The sequence below is a fragment of the Paraburkholderia sp. ZP32-5 genome, assembly GCF_021390495.1.
Taxonomy (GTDB): Bacteria; Pseudomonadota; Gammaproteobacteria; order Burkholderiales; family Burkholderiaceae; genus Paraburkholderia.
Genome location: NZ_JAJEJP010000001.1, coordinates 3,881,300 through 3,903,889 on the forward strand (window position 1 = coordinate 3,881,300; position 22,590 = coordinate 3,903,889).

General features: G+C 62.7%; 17 protein-coding genes and 1 rRNA gene. 11 read left to right on the plus strand and 7 right to left on the minus strand.

Features of this window, described 5'->3' with window-relative positions:
• Window positions 1–59: 59 nt before the first annotated feature.
• From L0U82_RS16965 to L0U82_RS16975, 3 genes are all read right to left on the minus strand, one after another.
• Window positions 60–1,590 (minus strand): 16S ribosomal RNA (locus L0U82_RS16965).
• Window positions 1,591–1,931: 341 nt separating this feature from the next.
• Window positions 1,932–3,212: an SGNH/GDSL hydrolase family protein gene (locus L0U82_RS16970; protein ID WP_233833313.1), complete on the minus strand. Its 1,281-nt coding sequence runs from the start codon at window positions 3,210–3,212 to the stop codon at window positions 1,932–1,934.
• 101 nt (window positions 3,213–3,313) lie between these two features.
• Window positions 3,314–4,936 carry an NAD(P)/FAD-dependent oxidoreductase gene (locus L0U82_RS16975; protein ID WP_233832437.1) on the minus strand — a complete coding sequence of 541 codons (1,623 nt, stop codon included), beginning with the start codon at window positions 4,934–4,936 and terminating at the stop codon, window positions 3,314–3,316.
• A 254-nt stretch (window positions 4,937–5,190) separates the two neighbouring features.
• On the opposite strand from L0U82_RS16975, the gene paaA reads away from it, so the two are divergent.
• The 8 genes from paaA (at window position 5,191) to L0U82_RS17015 (ending at window position 11,584) form a co-directional block, all read left to right on the plus strand.
• Window positions 5,191–6,189 (plus strand): 1,2-phenylacetyl-CoA epoxidase subunit PaaA, encoded by a 999-nt coding sequence (gene paaA, locus L0U82_RS16980; RefSeq protein ID WP_233832438.1) that lies wholly within the window; start codon window positions 5,191–5,193, stop codon window positions 6,187–6,189.
• Window positions 6,190–6,224: 35 nt separating this feature from the next.
• Window positions 6,225–6,509 (plus strand): 1,2-phenylacetyl-CoA epoxidase subunit PaaB, encoded by a 285-nt coding sequence (paaB, locus tag L0U82_RS16985; RefSeq protein WP_233832440.1) that lies wholly within the window; start codon window positions 6,225–6,227, stop codon window positions 6,507–6,509.
• Window positions 6,510–6,517: 8 nt separating this feature from the next.
• Window positions 6,518–7,321: a 1,2-phenylacetyl-CoA epoxidase subunit PaaC gene (gene paaC, locus L0U82_RS16990; protein ID WP_233832441.1), complete on the plus strand. Its 804-nt coding sequence runs from the start codon at window positions 6,518–6,520 to the stop codon at window positions 7,319–7,321.
• A gap of 7 nt (window positions 7,322–7,328) precedes the next feature.
• A complete protein-coding gene (paaD, locus tag L0U82_RS16995; protein ID WP_326489729.1) occupies window positions 7,329–7,901 on the plus strand; it encodes a 1,2-phenylacetyl-CoA epoxidase subunit PaaD in 573 nt (190 codons plus the stop codon).
• 1 nt (window position 7,902) lies between these two features.
• Window positions 7,903–8,991 (plus strand): 1,2-phenylacetyl-CoA epoxidase subunit PaaE, encoded by a 1,089-nt coding sequence (paaE, locus tag L0U82_RS17000; RefSeq protein WP_233832443.1) that lies wholly within the window; start codon window positions 7,903–7,905, stop codon window positions 8,989–8,991.
• Between the two features lie 200 nt (window positions 8,992–9,191).
• Complete coding sequence (locus tag L0U82_RS17005) at window positions 9,192–9,989, plus strand: DUF1835 domain-containing protein (protein WP_233832444.1); 798 nt, start codon at window positions 9,192–9,194, stop codon at window positions 9,987–9,989.
• A 12-nt stretch (window positions 9,990–10,001) separates the two neighbouring features.
• On the plus strand, window positions 10,002–10,613 hold the full coding sequence (locus tag L0U82_RS17010; RefSeq protein WP_233832446.1) for a TetR/AcrR family transcriptional regulator: 612 nt from the start codon (window positions 10,002–10,004) through the stop codon (window positions 10,611–10,613).
• Window positions 10,614–10,915: 302 nt separating this feature from the next.
• A complete protein-coding gene (locus L0U82_RS17015) occupies window positions 10,916–11,584 on the plus strand; it encodes a GNAT family N-acetyltransferase (protein ID WP_233832447.1) in 669 nt (222 codons plus the stop codon).
• 107 nt (window positions 11,585–11,691) lie between these two features.
• On the opposite strand, the gene L0U82_RS17020 is transcribed toward L0U82_RS17015, so the two are convergent.
• A complete protein-coding gene (locus L0U82_RS17020; RefSeq protein ID WP_233832448.1) occupies window positions 11,692–12,189 on the minus strand; it encodes an Lrp/AsnC family transcriptional regulator in 498 nt (165 codons plus the stop codon).
• Window positions 12,190–12,375: 186 nt separating this feature from the next.
• Here L0U82_RS17020 and hppD point away from each other — a divergent pair, with 186 nt between their 5' ends.
• Window positions 12,376–13,473, plus strand: coding sequence for a 4-hydroxyphenylpyruvate dioxygenase (gene hppD, locus L0U82_RS17025; protein WP_233832450.1), 1,098 nt, complete (start codon window positions 12,376–12,378; stop codon window positions 13,471–13,473).
• Between the two features lie 141 nt (window positions 13,474–13,614).
• Here hppD and L0U82_RS17030 read toward each other — a convergent pair whose 3' ends face one another.
• Complete coding sequence (locus L0U82_RS17030; protein WP_233832452.1) at window positions 13,615–13,815, minus strand: hypothetical protein; 201 nt, start codon at window positions 13,813–13,815, stop codon at window positions 13,615–13,617.
• A 390-nt stretch (window positions 13,816–14,205) separates the two neighbouring features.
• Between L0U82_RS17030 and L0U82_RS17035 the strand changes: the two genes are divergently transcribed.
• A complete protein-coding gene (locus L0U82_RS17035; protein ID WP_233832453.1) occupies window positions 14,206–17,805 on the plus strand; it encodes an indolepyruvate ferredoxin oxidoreductase family protein in 3,600 nt (1,199 codons plus the stop codon).
• A 216-nt stretch (window positions 17,806–18,021) separates the two neighbouring features.
• Here L0U82_RS17035 and L0U82_RS17040 read toward each other — a convergent pair whose 3' ends face one another.
• Window positions 18,022–20,304, minus strand: a complete 2,283-nt coding sequence (locus L0U82_RS17040; RefSeq protein ID WP_233832454.1) for an NADP-dependent malic enzyme — start codon at window positions 20,302–20,304, stop codon at window positions 18,022–18,024.
• Between the two features lie 609 nt (window positions 20,305–20,913).
• On the opposite strand from L0U82_RS17040, the gene L0U82_RS17045 reads away from it, so the two are divergent.
• Complete coding sequence (locus L0U82_RS17045) at window positions 20,914–21,600, plus strand: orotate phosphoribosyltransferase (protein ID WP_233832456.1); 687 nt, start codon at window positions 20,914–20,916, stop codon at window positions 21,598–21,600.
• 90 nt (window positions 21,601–21,690) lie between these two features.
• Here the strand turns inward: L0U82_RS17045 and L0U82_RS17050 are convergent, their stop codons facing one another.
• On the minus strand, window positions 21,691–22,380 hold the full coding sequence (locus tag L0U82_RS17050; RefSeq protein ID WP_233832457.1) for a response regulator: 690 nt from the start codon (window positions 22,378–22,380) through the stop codon (window positions 21,691–21,693).
• Window positions 22,381–22,590: the final 210 nt, after the last annotated feature.

A 22,590-nucleotide genomic window follows, 5' to 3' on the forward strand; every position in this document is an offset into this window, starting at 1 on the left:
TTCTTCTAACTACAGCCGATAAGCGTGAGCGCTTCGATGTCAGAACACGCGGGCTCTGGAAAGGAGGTGATCCAGCCGCACCTTCCGATACGGCTACCTTGTTACGACTTCACCCCAGTCATGAATCCTACCGTGGTGACCGTCCTCCTTGCGGTTAGACTAGCCACTTCTGGTAAAACCCACTCCCATGGTGTGACGGGCGGTGTGTACAAGACCCGGGAACGTATTCACCGCGGCATGCTGATCCGCGATTACTAGCGATTCCAGCTTCACGCACTCGAGTTGCAGAGTGCGATCCGGACTACGATCGGTTTTCTGGGATTGGCTCCACCTCGCGGCTTGGCAACCCTCTGTTCCGACCATTGTATGACGTGTGAAGCCCTACCCATAAGGGCCATGAGGACTTGACGTCATCCCCACCTTCCTCCGGTTTGTCACCGGCAGTCTCCCTGGAGTGCTCTTGCGTAGCAACTAGGGACAAGGGTTGCGCTCGTTGCGGGACTTAACCCAACATCTCACGACACGAGCTGACGACAGCCATGCAGCACCTGTGTTACGGCTCCCTTTCGGGCACATCCACCTCTCAGCGGACTTCCGTACATGTCAAGGGTAGGTAAGGTTTTTCGCGTTGCATCGAATTAATCCACATCATCCACCGCTTGTGCGGGTCCCCGTCAATTCCTTTGAGTTTTAATCTTGCGACCGTACTCCCCAGGCGGTCAACTTCACGCGTTAGCTACGTTACCAAGCCAATGAAGGCCCGACAACCAGTTGACATCGTTTAGGGCGTGGACTACCAGGGTATCTAATCCTGTTTGCTCCCCACGCTTTCGTGCATGAGCGTCAGTATTGGCCCAGGGGGCTGCCTTCGCCATCGGTATTCCTCCACATCTCTACGCATTTCACTGCTACACGTGGAATTCTACCCCCCTCTGCCATACTCAAGCCCGCCAGTCACAAATGCAGTTCCCAGGTTAAGCCCGGGGATTTCACATCTGTCTTAACGAACCGCCTGCGCACGCTTTACGCCCAGTAATTCCGATTAACGCTCGCACCCTACGTATTACCGCGGCTGCTGGCACGTAGTTAGCCGGTGCTTATTCTTCCGGTACCGTCATCCTCCAGAGGTATTAACCCCGAAGTTTTCTTTCCGGACAAAAGTGCTTTACAACCCGAAGGCCTTCTTCACACACGCGGCATTGCTGGATCAGGGTTGCCCCCATTGTCCAAAATTCCCCACTGCTGCCTCCCGTAGGAGTCTGGGCCGTGTCTCAGTCCCAGTGTGGCTGGTCGTCCTCTCAGACCAGCTACAGATCGTCGGCTTGGTAGGCCTTTACCCCACCAACTACCTAATCTGCCATCGGCCGCCCCTTGAGCGCGAGGTCCGAAGATCCCCCGCTTTCCTCCACAGAGCGTATGCGGTATTAATCCGGCTTTCGCCGGGCTATCCCCCACTCCAGGACACGTTCCGATGTATTACTCACCCGTTCGCCACTCGCCACCAGGATTGCTCCCGTGCTGCCGTCCGACTTGCATGTGTAAGGCATGCCGCCAGCGTTCAATCTGAGCCAGGATCAAACTCTTCAGTTCAAACCTGTTACTGTTTTCGGTTTCGTTAGAAACCGGTCGCTCACTCAACGTACTGACGATGATCAGCCTGTCTTTCAACAGGCAAACCTTCCTTCAATTACTGTGTGAGGCTTCTGATACTTTTGCCATCGCCGGCTCCGAAGAACCGGCTGCGCATTCCGCATCAAGCGCCCACACTTATCGGCTGTTAGTTTTTAAAGATCGTTCGTGAATCACAGCACCGCAACCTCCGGCACCGCTTCGTTTCACGTCGCTGCGTCTGCAGCAGAGAAGCGAGATTATGGAGACTGTTCCTCGCTTCGTCAATAGCATTTTCGATTTTGCTTAAAAAAACCTGCGAATCACTTCCGGGTCGCGTTCACCACGACGTCAGCGGGGACGGCATCGGCCATCGCCGCATAGCCTGCATCGCTCGGATGGATGTGATCGCCACTATCGAAAGCACGTTGCAACCGGTCCGGCTGCGCCCGGTCACGCAACGCTGCATCGAAATCCACGACGCCGTCGAACGCATGGCTGGTTCGAATCCACTGATTAACGGCGAGCCGGATCGCTTCCCGCTCCGGCGGCAGCGAAGCCGGTGTCAGCGTTGCGCCGAATACTTTCACACCAGAGCGTCGTGCCGCTCCGATCACCCGCTGGTAGCCGGCGATCAGATCGGCGGCGGTCACCACCGTATGCGGGAAATCGCAATCGAGCCCGCCATGCGGCGGCATCGCCGCGAAGTTGATGTCGTTGATGCCGATCAGCAAGACCACCGCCTTGACACCCGGACGCCGCAAAACATCGCGGTCGAACCGGCTGGCGAGCGCGTCCCCGTAGCAGGGTGAATCGCTCAGCAGACGGTTGCCGCTAATGCCGAGATTCACGATCGCGGTCGACTGCGCTCCGCTCGCCGCCAGTCGGTGCGCCAGCGCATCCGGCCAGCGACGGTTCTGATTCAGGCTGGAGCGCATGCCATCGGTAATCGAGTCGCCGATTGCAGCGACAGTAGCCGACGGCTCCGCCGCCTCGACCGACAACCCGGTCACCCACACGTACTGCGTAAATCGTCCGCGAAACGCCGCGGCGGAGCCGTCCGCGCTGTGATTACCGGGTGCAGACACGTAATTCACCTGGTTCGCCACGCGATGCCAGGCGACGATCCGCTGCTCGGACCCCATGAATGCACTGATGGCGTACGGCTCGCCCGCGGAAATACCAATCGTGATCGGGTCGCTCTCCAGCTCCGCACCCGACGGGACACTGACCGCGCCCTTGCCACCGAACGTCACCCGACTTCCATCACCCTCAGCCGCCGCCGCGCCGCCAGCCGAACGGGCGATACGCAGTTCCTCGACGACAAGAGGCGTCTTGCCGTACACATTACTCAGATGAATTCGCGCGACTTTTCCCGACAGCGTCGGATAAACGATCTGACGAACCGTCCGCCCGGCAACTTCCGGCGCACGATATAGCGGCGGCAACTCGGCCCGCTGAGGAATGGGCTGCAACGCGGTCGCCCACACGGACACCCAGTGCGCCGGCGTTTCAGCGGCGAGGGCATCGGAGCAGACGGCAACAGGAACAAACTGGGCGAGCAACGCCGCACCACAGGCGGCAGCCAGGCTACGAATGGTCATTCGGATGATCGGATCGAGGCGAAACGCGCATTGTGCCCGATCGCCACGGTGATCGCGGGTAATCGCCGGCAACGTCAATCACACCGACGCCGCGCACCGACTCAAGCCACCTGCTCGCCCATGATTTTCAACGCGACCGCCTCGGCAACCTCGATTCCATCGATAGCCGCCGAATAGATCCCGCCCGCATACCCGGCGCCTTCGCCCGCCGGAAACAGTCCTTCGACATTCACGCTTTGATAATCGTCGCCGCGGCGCACGCGCACGGGCGAAGACGTTCTCGTCTCAACCCCCGTCAGCACCGCATCGTGCATCGCGAAACCGGCGATCTTCTTCTCCATCTGCGGCAGCGCCTCGCGGATCGCCTCGATCACATAGTCGGGCAGCGCGGTGCTAAGGTCGGTGGGATGCACGCCCGGCTTGTACGACGGCACCACGGAACCCAGCGACGTGGACGGCCGCCCCGCGATGAAGTCCCCGACCAGTTGCCCCGGCGCCATATAGTTGCCCCCGCCGAGCTCGAACGCCCGCTCTTCCCATTTGCGCTGGAACGCGATGCCGGCGAGCGGGCCACCCGGGTAATCGTCAGGCGTAATGCCGACCACGATGCCCGCGTTCGCATTACGCTCCGCGCGCGAGTACTGGCTCATGCCGTTCGTGACGACGCGCCCCGGCTCCGACGTGGCCGCGACCACGGTACCGCCCGGACACATGCAGAAGCTGTACACCGCGCGCCCGTTGCTGCAGTGATGCACTACCTTATAGTCGGCCGCGCCAAGCTGTTTGTGACCGGCGAATTTGCCGAAACGGCTACGATCGATTACGCCCTGCGGATGCTCGATCCGGAATCCGAGCGAAAACGGCTTCGCCTCCATGAACACACCGCGGTCGTGGAGCATCTGGAACGTATCCCGTGCGCTATGGCCGACCGCCAGCACGACGTGGTCGCAACGCAGCGTCTCGCCGGTCGAAAGCCGCAGGCCACGCACCTTGCCGGCGTCGATCTCGATATCCTCGACGCGCGTCTCGAAACGCACTTCGCCGCCCAGTTCGTGAATCTTCGCGCGCATCTTCTCGACCATGCTGACGAGTCGGAACGTGCCGATGTGCGGCCGGCTCAGATACAGGATGTCTTCCGGCGCGCCAGCCTGCACGAATTCGTCGAGCACCTTGCGGCCGTAATGCTTCGGATCCTTGATCTGGCTATACAGCTTGCCGTCCGAGAACGTGCCCGCGCCGCCCTCGCCGAACTGCACGTTCGACTCCGGGTTCAGCACCGACTTGCGCCACAGTCCGAACGTGTCCTTGGTGCGTTCGCGCACTGCCTTGCCGCGCTCGAGAATGATCGGCCGGAAGCCCATCTGCGCGAGGAGCAGCCCCGCGAACAGCCCGCACGGCCCCATTCCGATCACGACCGGACGCGGCGTGCTCAACTGGGCCGGCGCGCGGGCGACGAACTTGTAGCTCATGTCCGGCGTCACGCCGCAGTGCGGCACGTCGGCGAGCCGCTTCAGCGCGGCCGCTTCATCCTTGACCTCGACATCGACGATGTAGGTGAGCTTGATGTCGGCGCGTTTGCGCGCATCGTGCGCGCGGCGAAACACGGTGTATCGGATGAGCCCGTCGCCACCCACGCCAAGTTCCGCGAGGCGCGCGCGGACGGCCGTCTCGAGGGCGCTGTCGGAGTGATCGAGCGGGAGTTTGATTTCGCTTAGACGTAACATGAGTACCGGGAATGCAAGAAGGCCGCAAATCGCGGCCAATTCGTAATTTTATCGGGTAAGTGCCGCCACGGGGCGGCGGTTGCTGATGAACCAACGGCTTAGCCAGTTCTTAGGGCCAGCTACGGACGAACATCCTGCCCGCTTCGTCACTTCCTATCGGCTTCGTCGGTTCTCGTCAAAAAATTTATTAACCGACCGGTCGGTTGGTTTATACTACGCCGACACATACAACCTTCCTGTAGAGAGCGTCCCCCATGTACACGCAATCCCTGGATATTCCCGGCAATGTCGCCCCGCTCGACGCGGAAGCGGCCTCGCCCGAGCAGGCGCGGTTCGATGCGGTCATGACCGCGGACGGCAAGATCGAGCCTCAGGACTGGATGCCCGACGCTTACCGCAAAACGCTGGTCCGGCAAATCTCGCAGCACGCGCACTCGGAAATCGTCGGGATGCTGCCGGAGGGCAACTGGATCACGCGCGCGCCGAGCCTGAAGCGCAAGGCGATCCTGATCGCCAAGGTGCAGGACGAAGCGGGCCACGGCCTCTATCTGTATAGCGCGGCCGAAACGCTCGGCGTATCGCGCGATCAGCTGATCGCCGCGCTGCATTCGGGCAAGGCCAAATATTCGAGCATATTTAATTACCCGACTCCCACGTGGGCCGATGTCGGCGTGATCGGCTGGCTGGTCGACGGCGCCGCGATCATGAATCAGATCCCGCTGTGCCGCTGCACCTACGGCCCGTATGCCCGCGCGATGATCCGCATCTGCAAGGAAGAGTCGTTCCATCAGCGCCAAGGCTTCGACGCGCTGCTCGCGATGATGGCCGGCACCGACGCGCAGCGCGAGCTGGTCCAGCAGGCGGTGAATCGCTGGTGGTGGCCGGTTCTGATGATGTTCGGCCCGAGCGACAAGGATTCGATCCACAGCAACCAGTCGTCGAAATGGGGCATCAAGCGCATTTCCAACGACGACCTGCGGCAGAAATTCGTCGACGCCACCGTCGAGCAGGCCAAGGTGCTCGGCGTCACGTTGCCCGACCAGGACCTCAAATGGAACGAGGCGCGCGGCCACTACGACTACGGCGACATCGACTGGGAAGAGTTCTGGCGCGTCGTCAATGGCGACGGCCCGTGTAACCGCGAGCGCCTCGCGACCCGCGTCAAAGCCCATGAAGACGGTGCCTGGGTGCGCGAAGCCGCGCTCGCCCACGCCGACAAGCAGCGTCAGCGCGCACAACAGCACGCCGCCTGAGCAGCGCGGCGCATCAGAGGAATCAGGAGATAGCAATGAACAAGGAATGGCCGATTTGGGAAGTGTTCGTGCGCAGCAAGCAGGGACTCGACCACAAGCACTGCGGCAGTCTGCACGCCGCCGACGCGCCGATGGCGCTGCGCATGGCGCGCGACGTCTACACGCGCCGCCAGGAAGGCGTGAGCATCTGGGTGGTGCCGTCATCGGCGATCACGGCCTCCGCGCCGGACGACAAGGCCGAGCTGTTCGAACCGGCGGGCGACAAGATCTATCGCCATCCGACGTTCTACACGCTCCCCGACGAAGTCAACCACATGTAAGCGCGGCCATGACGATCACGCCCCAACATCTGCAATACGTGCTGCGCCTCGCGGATACCGCGCTGATCCTCGGTCAGCGCAATACCGAGTGGTGCGGCCACGGCCCGATCCTCGAAGAAGACATCGCGCTGTCGAACATGAGCCTCGATCTGGTCGGCCAGGCGCGTCTGCTGTACACGCACGCCGCCGCGCTCGAGCAGCAGCTCACCGGCAACGCGCGCACCGAGGACGACTACGCGTACTTCCGCGCCGAGCGCGAATTCGCGAACTACACGCTCGCCGAGCTGCCGCACTACGGCCCGCTGGCGGGTACCGCGCAGGCCGAAAAGGACTACGCGGTGACGATCGTGCGCAATTTCCTGTACTCGACGCTGATGGCGCATCTGTGGACGGCGCTCGCCGGGTCCACCGACGAACAGCTCGCCGCGATCGCCGCGAAGTCGATCAAGGAAACGACTTATCACGTGCATCACGCGAGCGAGTGGCTGATCCGCTTCGGTGACGGCACCGACGAATCGCACCGCCGCGCGCAGGCCGCGCTCGACTATCTGATGCCGTACACGCGCGAGTTCTTCAGCGCGGACGCGGTGGAAGACGCGATCGCCGCGGCCGGCGTCGGCCCGCGCACGTCGGAGCTCGAAGCCGCCTGGCTCGCCGACGTCCGCGCGACGCTCGACGAAGCCACGCTGACGCTGCCCGAAGCGGTCAAGCACATCACGACCGGCAAGCACGGCGAGCATTCCGAGCACATGGGTTTCGTGCTCGCCGAAATGCAGAGCCTCGCGCGCCAGCATCCCGGCGCCACCTGGTAATCACGCGATGACGACCTCGACCGCCCTGTTCAGCGCCGCGCCAGCGCACCCGGCCAAGCCGGCCGATGCGATGCTCGCCCGCGTGTGGAACGTGCTCGAAGCGGTACCCGATCCAGAAATCCCGGTGGTATCGATCCGCGAGCTCGGCATTCTGCGCGACGTGCGACGCGCCGCCGACGGTGCGCTCGAAGTCGTGATCACGCCGACGTACTCCGGTTGCCCGGCGATGTCGCAGATTGCCGAAGACATCGGCCGCGCGCTCGATGCGGCGGAACTCACGCCGTATCGGGTCGCCACCGTGCTGGCACCGGCCTGGACCACTGACTGGATCACCGCCGACGCCCGCGAAAAGCTTCGCGCGTACGGCATCGCGCCGCCCACCGGCCAATGCGGCTCGGCGGCGTCCGCGCCACAGGAAAAAGTGCTGCGCTTCATCCCGCGCGCGCTACCGGCGCCGGTCTGCCCGCGCTGCGGCTCCGCGCATACCGAGCGGCTCGCGCAATTCGGCTCGACCGCCTGCAAGGCGCTGTACCGCTGTATCGACTGCCGCGAACCCTTCGACTACTTCAAACCGTATTGATATGGCCACCCCGCAATTTCATCCGCTGCGTATCCGCGAAGTGCGTCCCGAAACCGCCGATGCCGTGTCGGTCGCGTTCGAAGTCCCGGTCGAACTGCGCGACCAGTATCGCTTCACGCAGGGCCAGTTCGTCACGCTGAAGACGCATATCGACGGTGAAGAAACCCGCCGCTCGTATTCGATCTGCGTCGGCGTCACCGATTACGACCGCGACGGCGAACTGCGCATCGGCATCAAGCGCGTGCGCGGCGGACGCTTCTCGAACTTCGCGTTCGACACGCTGCAACCCGGCCACACGATCGACGTGATGACGCCGGACGGCCGCTTCTTCACCCACCTGAACGCCGATCAGGGGCAGCAGTACGTCGCGTTTTCGGGCGGCTCGGGCATCACGCCGGTGCTCGCGATCATCAAGACGACGCTCGAAATCGAGCCGCGCAGCACCTTCACGCTGGTGTACGGCAATCGCAGCGTCGACCAGATCATGTTCGCCGAAGAGCTCGAAGATCTGAAGAACCGCTTCATGAACCGCTTCGTGCTGTATCACGTGCTGTCCGACGATCTGCAGGACGTCGAGCTGTTCAACGGCGTGCTCGATCAGGAAAAGTGCGCGGCTTTTATCGAGCACCTGGTCCCGGCCGAGGCGATCGACGAAGCGTTTATCTGCGGCCCCGCGCCGATGATGGATGCCGCCGAAGCCGCGCTGAAGGCGGCCGGCGTGCCGCCCGCCAAGGTGCACGTCGAGCGTTTCGGCACGCCGCTGCCGCAAGCGGGCGTGCCGCCTGTCGAAATCACCGAAGACACACCGGCCGCCGACCTCGAAATCGTGCTCGACGGCAAGCGGCGCAAGCTGCGTCTGCCGTACCAGGGCGTCAGCGTGCTCGACGTTGGCCTGCGCGCGGGGCTCGCGTTGCCGTATGCGTGCAAGGGCGGCGTGTGCTGCACCTGTCGCGCGAAGGTGCTCGAAGGCGAAGTGAAGATGGAAAAGAACTACACGCTGGAAGAGCATGAGATCCGCGACGGCTTCGTGCTGACCTGCCAATGTCATCCGGTCAGCGATCGCGTGGTGGTGAGCTACGACGAGCGTTGATTCGAGGGCAGCGACGGCGTTGTCGCAGTTCGGGGCTGTGTGGCGTCGGCACCGCCCCGGACAGCACGGCAGCCGCCGGCGCTTTCAGCCATTTCGCTATCCGCTTACACTAGGGGCCGCTCGTCGATCGGAACATCGGGTTCCGTTCGGCGAGCGGCCTCTTTTGTCACAGCCGCTAGCGTCATAGCCAGTCCTTGCCAATGAGCACGATTCACCTCACCAATGGCGACGTCGCCGCCGAATCACTGCGCGCCGCACTGGCCCAGGCCGGCCGCGAAGATCGCGTCCAACCGTTACGGGACGATCTGGCCGTCGGTCCGCTGCGTGGGGCCGACGACGGTCCACAACTGCGGGCCGGCTTCTGGGAACGCGTCAGCGCCGACACGCGGCGCGATTTCGTGCGGGAATTCCGCGAACAGGCCGCGACGCTGAACAGCTTCGTGAACAGCAGCGCGAATCTGGTGGTCTGGCACGGCGAAAGCTCGTCCGATCAATTGATGCTGCGCCGCGTCTGCTACTACCTGCGCAATAGCCCGCAGCGCCTGAACGAGGTGCGTCTGTCGATTGCCGACCTCACCGATCCGCTCGCGTGGGCGCATAGCCGCAAGGATCGCGCGACGTCGGTCGGCATGTTCGCACCGGACGTGTTGCTGACCCGTCTGCCGGACGCCGCGCCGATTTCCGTACTGCGCATCAGCCGGCTGGCACTCGAATGGCAGGAAGCCAAGCATGCGAACGGCGAGACGCGACGCTGGCGCGACAACACGTTCACGAGCGGCAGCTTCGCGGAACTCGACGCGCTGATCCTCCAGCGCGCAACCGAAGACTGGCAGCCCGCCGCGCGCGTCGCCGCCGACGTGATGAGCGCCGAGCAATGGTTTCTCGTCAGCGACAGCATCGTGCTGTGGCGCATGCGCGAACTCGCCGCCGTGCGCCGCATGCGCTTGCGTGGCGACGCGAACGCGTGGCGCTCGCTCGAGCTTTGCTCACATCCATAAAAACAGACGACTATGGCCCGCACCAGAGCCCCCGACCACGAAACCCAACGCGAGCAGATCCTCGAACTCGCCGCCGCCAAATTCGCGCTGACCAGCTATCCGAGCACATCGATGGCGGATCTCGCCGCGGCGAGCGGCACCTCGAAAGCGCGCCTTTATCACTATTACGAGAGCAAGGAAGCGATCCTGTTCGATCTGCTCGATCGCTACACGAAGCGACTGATGCTGATCATCGCCGAGGTGGAGGGCTTGAGCCAGCGGCGTGGACTCAGCGAGCGAGAAACTTTCGCCGAGCTGATCCGTGCGTTTCTGTCGGAATACGAGACGTCGCACAGCCGGCACGTCGCGCTACTCAATGACGTCAAGTATCTGGTCGACGCGCAACGCGAGATCATCCTGAATCGCCAGCGCGATGTCGTGGCCGCCTTCGCGCGCCAGCTCGCGCGCGCTTATCCCGAGCGGGCGACCCGCGACAATCAGACCGCGCTGACGATGATGGTGTTCGGCATGATCAACTGGACGTTCACCTGGTTAAAGCCGGACGGACGGATGGGCTACAGCGAGTTCGCCGAGCAGGTGGTGGGCATGGTCGAGCATGGTTTGGGGTCGGCGCCGGCGAAATGACGCGGTGGCGGTGGCTGAACCGCCGAATCGATCGCAAGAAAGCCGCCGCAAGCCACCATATGACGCGGAGCAGCAATATTCATAACGAATAGATGCGCCGCACGAGGACAGGCGGCGCCTTGCCACAGCCACACTCCGCCTCAATATTTTTCTTTAAAATCATAATCCTATACAAATTCGATGTACGGTTTAGATAACCCTCTCGGATTTTTATACGGGTTTTCCCTAGTGATGGCTTCGGGTTTCCGCTAAAATTGATTTTGCGGTGCATCACACCGCCTGATCAAAAGGAGAACCCGACCATGAATACGCTGACACCTGGCACCGCCGAGCCGATCGCGCTGAACGATCGTGCATCGCTGTCTGGCGGCCGTGCGCCCATTCTGGTTCGCGAACTCACCGCGCTCGATCGCGACCGGCTGCTGACTCACTTCCTGTCGCTCGACGAAGACGACCGTCTGCTGCGTTTCGGCCAGTTCGTGCCGAACCACGTAATCGAAAACTACGTGCGCGGAATCGAGTTCACGCGCGACACCGTGTTCGGCGTGTTCAACAGCAAGCTGGAGTTGAGCGGCGTCGGCCATCTGGCTTATCTGCCGGCGGAAGGCGACAAGCGCACCGCCGAATTCGGCGTGTCCGTGATCGAAAGCGCGCGCGGCCAGGGCGTCGGCTCGAAGCTGTTCGAGCGCGCCGCGATCCGCAGCCGCAACACGCACGTGACGATGCTGTACATCCACTGCCTGTCACGCAACTCGACGATGATGCACATCGCGAAAAAAGCCGGTATGAAGATCGAATACGCATACGGCGAAGCCGACGCCTATCTGACGCTGGCACCGGCCGATCAGTCGAGCATCCTCGCCGAAATGCTGCAGGAGCAGGCCGCCGTGTTCGACTACGCACTCAAGCGCCACGCGCGCCAGGCATCGCGACTGTTCGAGTCGTTCATGCCGGCGGCTGTCGCTGCCTGAATAAACGCTACGGGGAAATGTGAAGGGCGGCCGCAAGGTCGCCCTTTTTTTGTCTGCGGCACGCTGGTCGGACCATGCATGCGAAACCGCTTACCGCGCGCTGCGACCTAGAGAATCGGCAGTGCGGTCGTTTCCTTGATCTTCTCTAGCGAAAAACTCGACTTCACGTCGATCACCGACGGATGCCGCAGCAACTGGTCCTGCACGAAGCGCGAAAAATGCGCCATGTCCTCGACCTGGACACGCAGCAGATAGTCCATCTCGCCGGTCATCGCATGGCAGGCGACGACTTCCGGCCACGTCTGCACCGCCGCGCCGAACAGATCGGCGTGCGTTGCCTCGCCAGGCGGACTGAACGCGCGGCCACCGCCCTTTTCCAGCCGTACGCTGACATACGCGAGTAGATCGAGCCCCAGCCGCTGCGCGTCGAGCAGCGCGACATAGCCGCGAATCACCCCAGTTTCCTCTAGCCGGCGGATCCGCCGCAGACAGGGACTCGGCGACAGATTGATCCGCTCGGCAATCTCCTGATTCGAGAGCCGGCCGTTCTCCTGAAGGATGGCGAGAATACGCCGGTCGATTGCGTCTATTTCTGGGTTAGCCATTTTCTGCCGTTGTTTTCTTGAAATACGCTATATCCTGCTTTCAGCGTAATGTTGTACGACTAAGTTCGCAAGTTTTTGCCCTCCATACAGTTCTACACTTTCTGCTACGCGGTCACGTTCAAGCGACCGTTTTTTGCGCTGATACGTGGCGCTTCGCAAAAGCTCGCATGGGATTGGAGACACACAATGCAGGTTTCAAGCTGGGAAAATCCGCTCGGTACCGATGGCTTCGAATTCATCGAATACACGGCGCCGGACCCGAAAGCACTCGGCAAACTGTTCGAGCAGATGGGCTTCACCGCCGTCGCGCGGCATCGGCATAAGGACGTGACGCTGTATCGTCAGGGCGACATCAACTTCATCGTCAACGCGGAAAAGGATTCGTTCGCGCAGCGCTTCACCCGCCTGCACGGCCCGTCGATCTGCGCGATCGCGTTTCGCGTGCAGGATGCCGCGAAGGCCTACAGCCAGGCGCTCGAAAAAGGCGCGTGGGGCTTCGACAACAAGACCGGCCCGATGGAGCTGAACATCCCGGCGATCAAGGGCATCGGCGATTCGCTGATCTATTTCGTCGATCGCTGGCGCGGCAAGAATGGAGCAACGCCGAACAGCATCGGCGATATCGATATCTACGACGTCGACTTCGAACCGATTCCCGGCGCGAATCCGAATCCGGTCGGCCACGGCCTCACCTATATCGATCACCTCACGCATAACGTGCATCGCGGCCGCATGCAGGAATGGGCGGAGTTCTACGAGCGCCTGTTCAACTTCCGCGAAGTGCGTTACTTCGATATCGAAGGCAAGGTGACCGGCGTGAAGTCCAAGGCGATGACCTCGCCGTGCGGCAAGATCCGGATTCCGATCAACGAGGAAGGTTCGGACACCGCCGGCCAGATCCAGGAATATCTCGACGCGTACCACGGCGAGGGAATTCAGCACATCGCGCTCGGCAGCAGCGACATCTATCGCACGGTCGACGGCCTGCGCGCGTCGAACATCTCGCTGCTCGACACGATCGACACCTACTACGAGCTCGTGGACCGCCGCGTGCCGAATCACGGCGAGCCGCTCGACGAACTGCGCAAGCGCAAAATCCTGATCGACGGCGCGCCGAACGACCTGCTGCTGCAGATCTTCACCGAAAACCAGATCGGCCCGATCTTCTTCGAGATCATCCAGCGCAAGGGCAATCAGGGCTTCGGCGAGGGCAACTTCAAGGCGCTGTTCGAATCGATCGAACTCGATCAGATCCGCCGCGGCGTGGTGCAGGACAAGAGCTGATCACGCCGCGCTGTCCGCAAAACGGCCAGCAGATAAAAAAGGGCGAGGATCGCAAGATCCTCGCCCTTTTATCCATCTACGCCGCCGTCCTCATCGTGGCCAGCGGCCGGTTGTCAAAAGACGCGTCGCCCACGCGAAGCGTCATGAATTCTGCTTGCGCTCGTCCGTAAGGATAAAGCGCTCATCCCGGTTCGCGGCGAGCCGCGCCGGTGCAACCCGCGCGGTGCGGCTGATCGCGTTCGACAGTGCGCCCATACTGCCCGGGTTCGACCGCGCCGGCGCGCTCATCGCGAAAAAGGCGGCGGAAACCATCAGGAAGGTCTGGATGTTTCTAGTGTTCATGCGTACTCCTTGTCTGACTGCCCTGCTGCCCCGAAGCCGCGCCGAATGCGCGGCGTTACACGGGCATTGCTCGCAGGTCGGGGATTAGACAGTGGTTTTCACTACGGTTCCGCAAATTTGTAGGTTTTACAGCTTGTTACATGCGCAATCGCAATAGAAGCGTATTCGAGCCCAAATGCAGGACAAATGCATGGAACACGCAAGCAACGCGCGCCGATCCGTCCGAAAATCCGCCTGCGCGCAAGCCGTTCCGAACCCACTGCGGCGGGTTTCCACCAGTGCTACCATCGCTTTAAACACGTCAATATGACGACCCCGGCCCCAGCATTCACAAGATGCCGGGGCCAGAAAAGTTTTGGTGATCCCAAGCTGAGTGGAGGAGTACACATAATGAATGCCCCGCTAGACGCTGGTCAGCGAGCCTCGCTCGAAGCCGCGTTGTCTTCCGTCACGCTCGACGACAAATACACCCTCGAACGCGGCCGCGCGTATATGAGCGGTATCCAGGCGCTGGTTCGCCTGCCGATGCTGCAGCAGGAACGCGACCGCGCCGCCGGCCTCAATACGGCCGGCTTCATCTCCGGCTACCGTGGATCGCCACTCGGCGGACTCGATCTGTCGCTGTGGAAAGCCAAGCAGCATCTCGCCGCCCACCAGGTCGTGTTCCAGCCCGGCGTCAACGAAGACCTCGCGGCCACCGCCGTGTGGGGCTCGCAGCAGGTCAATCTGTACCCGAGCGCCAAATACGACGGCGTGTTTTCGATGTGGTACGGCAAGGGCCCTGGCGTCGACCGCTCCGGCGACGTGTTCAAGCACGGCAACTCAGCCGGCTCGTCGCGGCACGGCGGCGTTCTGGTGCTGGCCGGCGACGACCACGCAGCCAAATCCTCGACGCTCGCGCACCAATCCGAACACATCTTCAAGGCCTGCGGCCTGCCGGTGCTGTTTCCGTCGAACGTGCAGGAATATCTCGACTTCGGCCTGCACGGCTGGGCGATGAGCCGCTACTCGGGCCTGTGGGTCGCGATGAAGTGCGTGACCGACGTGGTCGAATCGTCCGCTTCGGTCGATATCGATCCGCATCGCACGCAGATCATCCTGCCGGAAGATTTCATGATGCCGGAAGGTGGCCTGAACATCCGCTGGCCCGATCCGCCGCTCGTGCAGGAAGCGCGGCTGCTCGACTACAAGTGGTACGCCGGCCTCGCCTACGTGCGCGCGAACAAGCTCGACCGCGTCGAAATCGATTCGCCGCATGCGCGCTTCGGCATCATGACCGGCGGCAAGGCTTATCTCGACGTGCGCCAGGCGCTGACCGACCTCGGTCTCGACGACGAAACCTGCTCGCGCATCGGCATCCGTCTGTACAAGGTCGGCTGCGTGTGGCCGCTCGAAGCGCAGGGCGCGCAGGCGTTCGCGCGTGGCCTCCACGAAATCCTGGTGGTCGAGGAAAAGCGTCAGATCCTCGAATATGCGATCAAGGAAGAGCTGTACAACTGGCCCGACGCGCAGCGTCCGCGCGTGTTCGGCAAGTTCGACGAGAAGGATGGAGCGGGCGGCGAATGGTCGGTGCCGATGGGCAACTGGCTGCTGCCGGCGCACTACGAGCTGTCGCCCGCGATCATCGCGAAGGCAATCGCCACGCGGCTCGACAAGTTCGATCTGCCGTCGGACGTGCGCGCTCGCATTGCCGCACGCATCGCGGTGATCGAAGCGAAGGAAAAGGCGCTTGCGCGCCCGCGCGTCGAAGTCGAGCGCAAGCCGTGGTTCTGCTCGGGCTGTCCGCACAACACGTCGACCAACGTGCCGGAAGGCTCGCGCGCGATGGCCGGCATCGGCTGCCACTACATGACAGTCTGGATGGACCGCAGCACCAGCACGTTCAGCCAGATGGGCGGCGAAGGCGTCGCGTGGATCGGCCAGGCGCCGTTCACCAACGACAAGCACGTGTTCGCCAATCTCGGCGACGGCACCTACTTCCACTCCGGGCTGCTGGCGATTCGCGCGGCGATCGCGTCGAAGGCGAACATCACCTACAAGCTGCTGTACAACGACGCGGTTGCGATGACCGGCGGCCAGCCGGTCGACGGCGTGCTGACCGTGCCGCAGATCACGCATCAGCTCGCCGCCGAGGGCGCGGCGAAGATCGTGATCGTCACCGACCAGCCGGAAAAGTACACGGCGAACGTCGGCCTCGCGCCCGGCATCGACATTCATCATCGCGACCAGCTCGACGACGTGCAGCGCCAGCTGCGCGAGGTTGCCGGCACCACGATCCTGATCTACGACCAGACCTGCGCGACCGAAAAGCGCCGCCGCAGGAAACGCGGCGCGTACCCAGATCCGGCACGGCGCGTCGTGATCAACGAAGCGGTGTGCGAAGGCTGCGGCGATTGCTCGGTGAAGTCGAACTGCCTGTCGGTCGAACCGCTCGACACCGAGTACGGCACCAAGCGCCAGATTAACCAGTCGACCTGCAACAAGGACTTCTCGTGCGTGAACGGCTTCTGCCCGAGCTTCGTGTCGGTGGAAGGCGGCCAGTTGCGCAAGCCGAAGGCCGCGTCGGGCGTCGCTGGTGACGCGATGCCGCCGGTGCCGACACCCGATCTGCCATCCATTGACAATCCATACGGCGTGCTCGTGACCGGCGTCGGCGGCACCGGCGTCGTCACGATCGGCGCGCTGCTCGGCATGGCCGCGCATCTGGAGAGCAAAGGCGTCACCGTGCTCGACGTGACCGGCCTCGCGCAGAAAGGCGGCGCCGTGATGAGCCACGTGCAGATCGCAAACCAGCCCGCCGACATCCACGCAACCCGTATCGCGATGGGCGAAGCGAGCCTCGTGATCGGCTGCGATGCGATCGTGACCGCGAGTGACGAATGCGTGTCGCGGATGCAGGAAGGCCGCACGCACGTCGTGCTGAACAGCGCGCACACGCCGACCGCCGAGCTGATCAAGAACCCGAACTGGCGTTTCCCGGGCAGCAGCACCGAAGCCGACGTGCGCACCGCCGCGGGCGACGACAACGTGTCGAGCGTCGATGCGAATCACTTCGCGGTCGCGCTGCTCGGCGACGCGATCTACACGAACCCGTTCGTGCTCGGCTACGCGTGGCAGCGCGGCTGGGTCCCGCTCACGCATGAATCGCTGGTTCGCGCGATCGAGTTGAACAACGTACAGGTCGAAAAGAACCTCGCGGCGTTCGAATGGGGCCGCCGTGCCGCGCACGATCTCGCCGCGGTCCGCAAGCTCGCGCAGACGCAAGGACGCGCCGACACGCCGGATACCGCGAACGGCAAGATCATCGCGCTGCATACGCCGAAAGCGCTCGACACGCTGATCGACAAGCGCGCCGACTACCTCGCCGCGTGGCAGAACCGCGCGTATGCCGAGCGCTATCGCGCGCTGGTGGCGCAGGTGCGCACCGCCGAGGAAGCGCTCGATGCCGCCGACGGCCAGATGCCGCTCACCGAAGCAGTCGCGAAGAACCTGCACAAGCTGATGGCGTACAAGGATGAATACGAAGTCGCGCGTCTGTACAGCGACCCGGCGTTCATCGAGAAGCTGAAAGCGACGTTCGAAGGCGACTGGAAGCTGCATCTGCATCTCGCGCCGCCGACGCTGTCGAAGACGGACGCGCACGGGCATCTGGTGAAGAAGAAGTACGGCCCATGGATGTTCCGCACGATGCCGCTGCTCGCCAAACTCAAGTTCCTGCGCGGCACCGCGCTCGACGTATTCGGCAAAACCGATGAGCGTCGCACCGAGCGGGCGTTGATCGGCGAGTACGAGGCGCTGGTGCGTGAGCTGATCGGCGGGTTGACCGCGCAGAAGCGCGACCTCGCGGTCGAGCTGGCGAATCTGCCGGACGGCATCCGCGGCTATGGGCACGTGAAGGAGAACAACCTGAAGGGTGTCCGGATCAAGTGGAACGAGTTGCTGACGCGCTGGCGTTCGTCCGATGCCGGCAAGACGCAGCACGCGGCTTGATCCTGCGTTGTTTTTAAGGCCCGTGCCGGTTTGACGGGCTGAATTCGAATCAGCGTGCCGTCCGGCAAGCAGGCATCGCTTGCCACCAGAAAGGCGACGGTTTTTACGGACCGCCGCCTTTTTTCTCGCCATAAAAAACCGCTACGGGACCGAAGTCCCGTAGCGTTTTTTGTCAAGGCTGCCGAGGCCGTCACGGCCTCGTTATAGGCGCATGCCTTACTTCGCGTTGACCGCCTTGCGCGCGTTCGCCGAAGCCACCGCCGTCATATTGATGATCCGCCGCACGGTCGCAGCCGGCGTCAGGATATGCACCGGCTTTTCCGCGCCGAGCAGGAACGGCCCGACCGTCACGCCTTCACCGCCCACCACCTTCAGCAGGTTGTACGCGATATTCGCCGCTTCGACATTCGGCATGATCAGCAGGTTCGCTTCACCAGCGAGCGTCGTGCCGGGGAACGCAGCCTTGCGGATCGTTTCCGACAGCGCCGCATCACCGTGCATTTCGCCGTCGATTTCCAGCGACGGTGCGCGTTCGGCGATCAGCTTGCGCGCGGCAGCCATGCGCTGCGAAGACGACGACGGCGCGCTGCCGAAGTTCGAGTTCGACAGCAGCGCGACCTTCGGCGTAATGCCGAACTTCTCGATCTCGCGCGCGGCGAGCAACGTCATGTCGGCGAGCTGTTCAGCCGTCGGCATTTCGTTCACGTACGTGTCGCAGATGAACAGGTTGCGGCCCGGCAGCATCAGCAGGTTCATCGCGGCGAAGTTCTGCACGTCGTCGGCCTTGCCGAGCACCTGGTCGATGAAGTTCAGATGCGTGTGGTACTGGCCGATCATCCCGCAGATCATGCCGTCGGCTTCGCCCAGACGCACCAGGATCGCGCCGATCAGCGTGTTGAACTTGCGCATCGCGGCCTTCGCGACATCCGGCGTTACACCCGCGCGCGCGCCGAGTTCGTGATAGGCCTGCCAGCACTGCTGGTAGCGCGGATCGTCTTCCGGATCGACGATCTCGAAGTCCTCGCCGCACTTCAGTTTCGAGCCCATCTTCTTCAGACGCATCTCGATCACCGACGGCCGGCCGACCAGGATCGGCTTGGCGATCTTTTCCAGCAGCACGAACTGCGCGGCGCGCAGCACGCGCTCATCTTCGCCTTCGGCGAACACGATGCGCGCAGGCGCGGCCTTCGCCGCGGCGAACACCGGCCGCATCACCATGCCGGTGCGGTAGACGGTAGTGCCGAGTTCTTCGCGGTACGCGTCCATGTCCTTGATCGGACGGGTTGCGACGCCCGAATCCATTGCGGCCTGCGCGACGGCCGGCGCGATCTTGATGATCAGGCGCGGGTCGAACGGCTTCGGAATCAGGTACTCCGGGCCGAATTCGAGCGAGTGGCCTTCGTAGGCCTTCGCGACTTCATCGCCCTGGTCGGTTTCTTCGGCCAGCTCGGCGATCGCGCGCACGCAGGCGAGCTTCATCTCTTCGGTGATCGTGGTTGCGCCGACATCGAGCGCGCCACGGAAGATGAACGGGAAGCACAGCACGTTGTTGACCTGGTTCGGATAGTCCGAACGGCCCGTCGCGATGATCGCATCCGGGCGCACCTTCTTCGCGTCTTCCGGACGGATTTCCGGCTCGGGGTTCGCGAGCGCGAGGATCAGCGGCTGCGTGCCCATTTCGACGACCATCTCGGGCTTCAGCACACCAGCGCTCGAGCAGCCGAGGAACACGTCGGCGCCACGGATCGCGTCGGCGAGCGTGCGCGCATCGGTGTTGGCCGCGTAGCGCTCCTTCGACGGATCGAGATTGCCGCGACCTTCGTAGATCACGCCCTTCGAGTCGGTGACGAGGATGTTCTGCTTCGACAGGCCGAGGTTGACCAGCAGATCCAGACACGCAATCGCCGCGGCGCCAGCGCCAGAGCAGACCAGTTTCACTTCGTCGAGCTTCTTGCCGACCACCTTCAGGCCGTTCAGGATCGCAGCCGATGCGATGATCGCGGTGCCGTGCTGATCGTCGTGGAAGACCGGAATCTTCATGCGCTCGCGCAGCTTCTTCTCGATGTAGAAGCACTCGGGCGCCTTGATGTCTTCGAGGTTGATGCCGCCGAGCGTCGGCTCGAGCATCGCGATCGCCTCGACGAGCTTGTCCGGATCGGACTCGTTCAGTTCGATGTCAAACACGTCGATGCCGGCGAACTTCTTGAACAGACACCCCTTGCCTTCCATCACCGGCTTGGCGGCGAGCGGGCCGATGTTGCCGAGGCCGAGCACCGCGGTGCCGTTCGTGATCACGCCGACGAGGTTGCCGCGCGAGGTGTACTTCTGCGCATCGAGCGGGGTTTCGTAGATCGCCATACAGGCCGCGGCGACGCCCGGCGAGTAAGCCAGCGACAGGTCGAGCTGATTCGACAGCGGCTTGGTGGGCGTGACCGAAATCTTGCCGGGTTTCGGATTCTGGTGGTAGGCGAGAGCGCTTTGCTTAAGTTGTTCGTCCATTTCTAGGCCTGCGAGACGTAAGTAATTGGGCCCGGGGCACCCCACCGTTGCTCCGCTTGCAGTTGCCGGACAGATAGCCGGCCGAGGCGGTTTTCGCTCGCGCCGATCGGGCGCGATGCCTTACCTCGGCGAAGGACGGGACGATGTGGAGAGCTTCGCGGGTCGATCAGTGTACACCCCGGATGAGTCGATGCACCGATTGGTTAACCAGGCTTCACCATCCGCGAAACAGCGGCCGATAAATGCTGCGATGCCGCATCCGTGCGGGGTATCCGCGATGTGGCGAGCGGTCTCTTGCAGCCCGGTCGTGTACCGTGCGGACGCGTCCGGACTGAAAGCATTCCGAAGGCGACAGCACGCCGCGTCACGCAACGCCGATGAAAATCGCGTGAACACAAGCTAGCCTGACGCGGGCCTCGCCGTCACGCGCGACACGCCTCCTCGGCAACCCCCATTTCGGGTAAAATAGCCGCCCAACGCGCGCAGCAAAAGCCGGTCTGCAACACAAGCCGGCCGCGTATTCCGCCCAGCATGGCGCGGCATACCCCGCTTGCTGCGCCATCGGGCCCAGCGCCCGCTTCTCCCCCGCTCACTCCGAAGGATCCGCCCATGACAGGCTTCGATCGCCAGACGATCTCCGACACGACCGCCAAGATGCTGCTCGAAGTGCAAGCAGTGCATTTCAACGCGGAGAAACCGTATATCTTCACGTCCGGCTGGGCGAGCCCGGTGTATATCGACTGCCGCAAGCTGATCTCCTACCCGCGCGTGCGCCGCGGCCTGATGGAAATGGCCGAAGCGACGATTCTGCGCGACGTCGGCTATGAGCAGATCGACGCGGTCGCCGGCGGCGAAACCGCCGGCATCCCGTTCGCGGCATGGCTGTCCGATCGCCTGATGGTGCCGATGCAATACGTGCGCAAGAAGCCGAAGGGTTTCGGCCGTAACGCGCAGATCGAAGGTCTGCTGACCGAAGGCCAGCGCGTGCTGCTGGTCGAAGACCTGACCACCGACAGCCGCAGCAAGATCAACTTCATCAACGCGCTGCGCACCGCCGGCGCGACGGTGAATCACTGCTTCGTGCTGTTCCACTACAACATCTTCAAGGAAAGCGTGTCCGTGCTGAAGGACATCGACGTCGATCTGCACGCGCTCGCCACGTGGTGGGACGTGCTGCGCGTCGCGAAGGACAACAAGTACTTCGACACGAAGACGCTCGACGAAGTGGAAAAATTCCTGCACGCGCCGGCCGAATGGTCGGCCGCGCACGGCGGCGCCACCGCTTCGCCGCAGTAAGCCGCTGAGCACTGAACCAAAAAGCCGCCTGTCTCGCGACAGGCGGCTTTTTTTTTCAGCGCCGATGACCCGGCCAAACCGTGTGTGAACTTAGGACTCGCCGGCCACGTCGTCCGTCGGATGCGAAGCCTGATTCATCAAGCCATTGCTCTGCGCGTACTGGAACAGTTCGGAATCTCGGTCGATCCCGAGCTTGCGCATCGCCGCGTTCTTCTGCGTGCTGATCGTCTTGATGCTGCGATTCAGCAGCGTGGAAATTTCCTTGATCGTCAGACCGGACACGAATAACCGCACGACCTCCAGTTCGCGCCTGGACAGCATCGTCTCGGTATTCTTGCCGCGTGAATTTATTCGCAATGTATCGAGCACCGCCTTCACCGACGGACTCATGTATTCGAGATTACGGCTAACGCGCTGAACCGCGACCCCGATATGGCTCATGTCATCCGATTTGTTGACGACAGCCGTTACGCCGAGTTCGCGAAGCCGCTTGAGCAGCGCGGGATTCTCGAGCATCGTCAGCACGACGATCGGCAGCGTCGGGAAATTGCGGCGTAGATAGTCGATCAGCTGCAAGCCATCGCCATAGCGGCCGCCCGGCATCGCGAGATCGGTGACGAGCACGTCGCAGGCGGTGGTTTGGAGCACATCGACGAGTTCGGTGGACTGCCGCGCGCGTCCCACGACCTGCAGACCGGGGAATTTGAGCAGCGCATGTTCGGCGCCAAAAAGAATAACCGGATGGTCATCCGCAACCACGACCCTGACTGAAGATTGCATCGCCCTCCTTTGTACGAATAGACCGGTCTCCAGGACTTTTAAGGCTCTTTCCATGCTGCCTGCCAGCGAATAAAAGGCAGCAAGGCCGGTGCGACAAGCCTTCGCACTATAGCCGATTTCCTATCTGCGAATTTCGCGAGCCGTGCACGATGATCCGAACGCAGAGCTGGTGTTAGACTTCATTCGAGTTGGGGCACGATCAAAGCTAAC

Excerpts from the sequence above, each read along its gene's own strand:
- L0U82_RS17050 (WP_233832457.1), bottom strand. The coding sequence starts at position 22,380 with ATGCAATCTTCAGTCAGGGTCGTGGTTGCGGATGACCATCCGGTTATT.
- L0U82_RS17030 (WP_233832452.1), bottom strand. The coding sequence starts at position 13,815 with ATGAACACTAGAAACATCCAGACCTTCCTGATGGTTTCCGCCGCCTTT.
- L0U82_RS16970 (WP_233833313.1), bottom strand. The coding sequence starts at position 3,212 with ATGACCATTCGTAGCCTGGCTGCCGCCTGTGGTGCGGCGTTGCTCGCC.
- paaD (WP_326489729.1), top strand. The coding sequence starts at position 7,329 with ATGACGACCTCGACCGCCCTGTTCAGCGCCGCGCCAGCGCACCCGGCC.
- L0U82_RS16975 (WP_233832437.1), bottom strand. The coding sequence starts at position 4,936 with ATGTTACGTCTAAGCGAAATCAAACTCCCGCTCGATCACTCCGACAGC.
- L0U82_RS17005 (WP_233832444.1), top strand. The coding sequence starts at position 9,192 with ATGAGCACGATTCACCTCACCAATGGCGACGTCGCCGCCGAATCACTG.
- L0U82_RS17010 (WP_233832446.1), top strand. The coding sequence starts at position 10,002 with ATGGCCCGCACCAGAGCCCCCGACCACGAAACCCAACGCGAGCAGATC.
- hppD (WP_233832450.1), top strand. The coding sequence starts at position 12,376 with ATGCAGGTTTCAAGCTGGGAAAATCCGCTCGGTACCGATGGCTTCGAA.
- L0U82_RS17045 (WP_233832456.1), top strand. The coding sequence starts at position 20,914 with ATGACAGGCTTCGATCGCCAGACGATCTCCGACACGACCGCCAAGATG.
- paaA (WP_233832438.1), top strand. The coding sequence starts at position 5,191 with ATGTACACGCAATCCCTGGATATTCCCGGCAATGTCGCCCCGCTCGAC.
- L0U82_RS17015 (WP_233832447.1), top strand. The coding sequence starts at position 10,916 with ATGAATACGCTGACACCTGGCACCGCCGAGCCGATCGCGCTGAACGAT.
- paaC (WP_233832441.1), top strand. The coding sequence starts at position 6,518 with ATGACGATCACGCCCCAACATCTGCAATACGTGCTGCGCCTCGCGGAT.
- paaE (WP_233832443.1), top strand. The coding sequence starts at position 7,903 with ATGGCCACCCCGCAATTTCATCCGCTGCGTATCCGCGAAGTGCGTCCC.
- L0U82_RS17035 (WP_233832453.1), top strand. The coding sequence starts at position 14,206 with ATGAATGCCCCGCTAGACGCTGGTCAGCGAGCCTCGCTCGAAGCCGCG.
- L0U82_RS17040 (WP_233832454.1), bottom strand. The coding sequence starts at position 20,304 with ATGGACGAACAACTTAAGCAAAGCGCTCTCGCCTACCACCAGAATCCG.
- paaB (WP_233832440.1), top strand. The coding sequence starts at position 6,225 with ATGAACAAGGAATGGCCGATTTGGGAAGTGTTCGTGCGCAGCAAGCAG.
- L0U82_RS17020 (WP_233832448.1), bottom strand. The coding sequence starts at position 12,189 with ATGGCTAACCCAGAAATAGACGCAATCGACCGGCGTATTCTCGCCATC.